Here is a 4,833-nt window from a genome sequence, read left to right on the forward strand (position 1 = left end):
CACCGAATAAAGTTGTGGGTCAACATGGTATAGAACGCCTTCAACATGTTGTTAATAGGTTGAAAGAAATAGATTTTTTGGGTGGAAAGCGATCTTATCAAAGAATTGTTGAAGCACTTAAGTACCTGGGTGAAGAAGCAGCATCATTGAAAATAGATATACTTTAGGAGGAAACTATGAATAATAGGGAAAGAGTTGTAGAAATTCTTGATTTAATCGATGATGGTGAAATAGAACAAGTGAAAGATCTCATTACTTCTGACGGAAGTTTACTTGAAATTGTGACACCTTTTGGAACGTGGCTACATGTTTCAGCAAGAGCAGGTGAGTTGGAGATGATTAAATTTTTAGTAGAATTGGGTATGGATCTTAACATAAACGAAGGGATACCAAAATCAGCACCGATTGCCCATGCGGCTAGTGAAGGCGAACTAAGTATAGTCCAGTACTTGCTTGAACAGGGGGCACAATTAGATGTAAGTGACCCGGGGAGGAATCCTTTATTCTCAGCCATTTATGGCGGCCATCTAGATGTTGTCCAGTATCTGGTTCACAATGGTGTTGATCTAACCGTAAAGTACACAGGTGCTAATATGAAAAATATGGATGCCTATCATTTTGCGCTTGAAAGAGGTCAATTGGAAATTGCTGACTATTTGAAGCAGAAAATGATCGAAATAGGTGCTGAGGTGGAAGAAAATGATCCTCCTCATGAAGGGGAGGACGAGGACGTAATTTTAGCGCAGATGGTCAAACATTTTGGCCCTGTCAAAAATAGTATAGGTGAACTCATTCCTGGCAGTAAAGTGGCAGTGACGATTCACATCATCCCTTCATGTAAAGAACATCCTTTTACGACATTGTTTACAACCGGTATGAGTGACGAACCGATGGGCTATTCAATGGAGGAGGAGGCGTTCAAATATGCAGAATTGCTGCTGAAGCTGCCCTCCGATTGGCCAGTGGAACAAGACGCGATGGACGATCCAGCCCACTTTTGGCCCATTGAGTGGCTAAGAATGGTGGCTCATATTCCGCATCTGTATGACGGAGGTCTTGACGAAGGTGTGATCCTTCCAAATGGCGAACCGCCTCAACCGTTTGCGCCGAATACCAAGTTATCATGTGTCATGAGCTGTCGACCGTACGAATCGGAATTAGACTCTATTCCTACAAGACGGGGAGATGTGAACGTATTTACGCTCATTCCTATTTATGAGGAAGAAAGAATGCTCGCTTTAGAAAAGGGACATGAGTATTTACTGAAAAGAATGAGGGAGCATGGCATTTCGGATGTCTTAGACATACATAGAAAGAATGTCGGCTTATAGCACGAAGGGAACATCTGGACGCATGGTAATTTCAGCGTCTTTTGCCTCTAAACTTCAAGTAATGTGTTAAAAGAAGAAATAGAAAATGTTTTTGCAAAAGCACATCTTCAAGATGGCGAACTGAACCAAGTCTGTGGCACCATCATCAGGTTCCTGGGAAAATGCAGTTAGTAGTAAAAGATACACATCGACTTAACCACCTTGGTGGTAATCAATGATGGGGATATAGGTTGAAAGGCGGAATTGATTCATTACCTGAAGGGCTTAGATAATTAGAAATGGGGGATTAAGATGGAAAACCCAGGAGCTGTTTCTCTTTGGTTTGGAAATTGTAGTAATGAGGATTTGCTAAGCAAGTATGTAGAAATAAAATATGATAATGAGGGAGACAGAATTCCTTCAAGCTTTATGAATAATTTTAAAATAGACTTTCTTGAGTATAACCAAGATTTATTAGAATGTACTTACAATGAATATCCTACGTCTTCTTTGTCTGAATTACTAAAGAATGCTTCTTATTCTGACGCACTTATAAGTGAACTTAAAGACTTTTATGGTGAAAGTTTAGAAGAAAAGTACAATATTGTTATTCGGTTATATGATTTTGAATATGAGGAACTTGTTGAGGAAGCAAAACTTGATGGTAGGAACCTTAAATATATGGGGTCTGTTATTTATGAAGATTAGTAACTGAATATAATAATTAATATAGTATTCGAAGCCGCGAAGCACTTTTTGTTAGTTGACAAAAGGCGCTTTTTGCATGTAATAAGTTTGGTTGAACACAGTAAAGTATAACTTATGTAAAATAGAGACCTCATGGAGTATCTTGTAACTAGCTCGCCAATTTGGAATGGAACCTGGTGGGATTACCGCGAAAGACATAGACAAATATCGAACAAAAAATCAATTAATATGGCACGAAGTAAATGATGTGAAAATAATGCAACTTGTACCGACAGAGATAAATAAAAGATTTGGGCATCTTGGTGGAGTAGGTGAGATAAACGCAGGGGCGTTTGAGCCAGGAGGAGTTGCTAAAAAATAAAAAGGAGAAGTAAGATGAAAATAATTGATGCGGTTTTTGGTGAGCTTGAATATGATTTTGTGTGGTCTAAGGATACTAGCATTAAATTTTTGGGAAATGAAGTCGAGATAGCACTAATAGTAAAAGGTAATGAGGATGGTAAGTTTGATGAAGAACAATATGTAGCATATACTTCACTCATGCAAAATTGGGAACAATTACAACAAAGCTTTTTGCAATCAATATTAGACTATTACAAGCAAGAGCGTCATGAACTAGGTTATAATATTGAAGTAAATGAAAACGATCCATTAGTTGAAACAACTAATGAAATATTAGAAATGATAAGTTTAGATGGGATTGTTGTTCCCTATGCAGGTATTTTTGACGGTCGGGATATTGGAATTACATTTAATTGTACGTGGGATACAGAAAATGGGCTAGGGATTCGTTTGCTAAATGAAAAAGTAACTGAAGTAGGTTATCAAGACGTTGCAATTTAAAATAGGCTGTTAAAAAGTACATACTTCATGATGGTTGTACCATCATAGAGTGTTATGTGCAATGATAGAATAGAAAACGAGGTACGAGCTTAGGCGAGATGACATTTTACTGGGCGATGATGATAAACACATGGAATGTATATTAAACTAACGAACTCGTACAAACTCGTAAGTTTTAACGTAGTAGTTGTCACGACATATAAAAGGTGTCATACTGTTACAATAAAACTTACAAAATTAATGCTACTTAAAGCACTCGATTGTCGACTAAAGGCAACGAGTGCTTTTTTGGTTTTAGCTTAGAAATGTAACAGAGCACTATAATTTTATAAGTGCGCTAAGTGTCAATTTTTATAGATTGTAATGTAAGCCCGCATTCAAATAACGCATATAAATAGTTGGCACCACCTGCTACGATCCGTGTATCAAATGAAGGTGGTGCTTATTTATGTCCGATCAAAAATTAACCATTGTCCCTGTGACATTACATCCTGAAATGGAAACAGCACAATCTCCCTTATCCCTTACTACTCCGTCCACAAGTATTTTTTCTATTCAAACAGCACATGCCACGATCTCGTTTTACAATGGTGTTAACGAATCCATTATTCAAACGGTGATGCGGGAGTTGAAAACGATGGGCAGCAGGACAGAGAAACCATCTGGCAAATTGCTGCCACCATCGGCACGACCGTATTACTCAGCGCATGTCCAATTGCCGAATTAATTGTTGCTGAGCCATCGCTGCTCTACGCTCGCTGGATGACCTTATCAACTTTTGATATCGGACTTACGTTTGACTGTACATGGGATCTTGAGAACGAATTAGGCCTTTGTCTAGTAAAAGGTGAAGTAACTGAGGTAGGTTATCAGGATGTTGTACTTTAAAATTTGAAGTGCTAGGTGCAATGATAGAAAAGAAAACGAAGTACGAATTTCCTTATTAAATTAATGCTACTTAAACATATGAACTTAAAGCACTTGATTGTTAATATAAAGGAATTGTCGGTGGGCATAACTTGGAGAATTTTGAGAATGCATTTATTAAAAATGGATGGGATTTACAAAGTTGTATTATATCCAAGAGACAACACTCTACAATCGAAGGTATTTACGAAATTGAATATGGATTACCTGCGTTAAATAGAGAGGGGAATATTATACCTGGAGAACTTAAAAAAGTTCGAACACCGAAAACGGTTTATGATCCGAAGATAATTTCAGATGAACAAATTTTAAAGTGGGGTGAAGAAGCGATGAAAAATGGTGAAATAGTTGGAAGGAAAATTACGGGAATCTCTAAAAATAGTGTTAAATTTGAAGGTTATATTGATGAAACAACAGGGAAAATAACAAATTTTTTCCCAACTTTAAATGATTAGATAATATGGGGTGATAAAATGGAAGATAAAAATAAGAAACTAGTTAATTACTATTTTCAAGTTCTAGGAGATGATAGATTTTTAAAAGTATTAGAAAAACTAGCTGGTGGAGAAGGGTATGGAATAGAGCATGTTTGGTGTGTATTTGCTGAAGACTATGAAGAATGGGAAGAGGATTACTTTGGAGATGAAGGGATAGCCTTTTATTTCGATTATCCTGCAGTAGAAGAGGATGAAGAAGTAATAATAGACTATGAAACTTTATTTATATATTTAAAAGAAATAACTGGTGATTATATAGCCAGACATCCAGAAAATGAGTCAGAGATAGAAAAATATATGAATAAAATTAAAGAGAGATATCAGATAAAGAAATCATGGAAAGTTAACCACCTTGGTGGAAATCAATGATGGGGAGAGGGTTTACGATGAACAATCATATTACATGGGAATTTGCGGATGCTGAAGTTTCGGAGGCGAAAGTAGTAGAAACAGGTCAACAGTTAGGATTTCAATTACCACAAGATTATATTGTTTGTGTCAAAGTTAATGGTGGAGCGAGTGTTGAACCGGAAGCTTTTATGGCAGGG

General features: G+C 37.0%; 7 protein-coding genes and 3 pseudogenes. All 10 read left to right on the top strand.

The window, feature by feature from the left end; translation table 11 throughout:
- The first annotated feature begins 176 nt into the window (after positions 1-176).
- Entirely contained in the window at positions 177-1,331 is a 1,155-nt protein-coding gene (locus tag A374_RS19370; RefSeq protein ID WP_007203952.1) for a suppressor of fused domain protein, read from the top strand.
- 131 nt (positions 1,332-1,462) lie between these two features.
- Positions 1,463-1,549 (top strand): annotated as a pseudogene (locus A374_RS20375) (HNH endonuclease); the annotation flags it as partial.
- A 73-nt stretch (positions 1,550-1,622) separates the two neighbouring features.
- Complete coding sequence (locus A374_RS19375; protein WP_007203953.1) at positions 1,623-2,018, top strand: immunity 22 family protein; 396 nt, start codon at positions 1,623-1,625, stop codon at positions 2,016-2,018.
- A 166-nt stretch (positions 2,019-2,184) separates the two neighbouring features.
- Positions 2,185-2,379: an HNH endonuclease gene (locus A374_RS19380; protein ID WP_007203954.1), complete on the top strand. Its 195-nt coding sequence runs from the start codon at positions 2,185-2,187 to the stop codon at positions 2,377-2,379.
- A 14-nt stretch (positions 2,380-2,393) separates the two neighbouring features.
- A complete protein-coding gene (locus A374_RS19385) occupies positions 2,394-2,861 on the top strand; it encodes a DUF2004 domain-containing protein (protein ID WP_007203955.1) in 468 nt (155 codons plus the stop codon).
- Positions 2,862-3,309: 448 nt separating this feature from the next.
- Entirely contained in the window at positions 3,310-3,588 is a 279-nt protein-coding gene (locus tag A374_RS19390; RefSeq protein WP_007203956.1) for a hypothetical protein, read from the top strand.
- Between the two features lie 53 nt (positions 3,589-3,641).
- Positions 3,642-3,749, top strand: a pseudogene (locus tag A374_RS21220) (DUF6985 domain-containing protein); the annotation flags it as partial.
- Between the two features lie 113 nt (positions 3,750-3,862).
- Positions 3,863-4,243, top strand: coding sequence for a CdiA family toxin C-terminal domain-containing protein (locus A374_RS19395; RefSeq protein ID WP_274517073.1), 381 nt, complete (start codon positions 3,863-3,865; stop codon positions 4,241-4,243).
- A gap of 18 nt (positions 4,244-4,261) precedes the next feature.
- Positions 4,262-4,654, top strand: a complete 393-nt coding sequence (gene cdiI, locus A374_RS19400) for a ribonuclease toxin immunity protein CdiI (RefSeq protein ID WP_007203959.1) — start codon at positions 4,262-4,264, stop codon at positions 4,652-4,654.
- Between the two features lie 17 nt (positions 4,655-4,671).
- A pseudogene (locus A374_RS19405) lies at positions 4,672-4,833 on the top strand (SMI1/KNR4 family protein); the annotation flags it as partial.

Origin of the sequence: Fictibacillus macauensis ZFHKF-1, from assembly GCF_000269865.1 — a bacterium.
Taxonomy (GTDB): domain Bacteria; phylum Bacillota; class Bacilli; order Bacillales; family Fictibacillaceae; genus Fictibacillus_C; species Fictibacillus_C macauensis.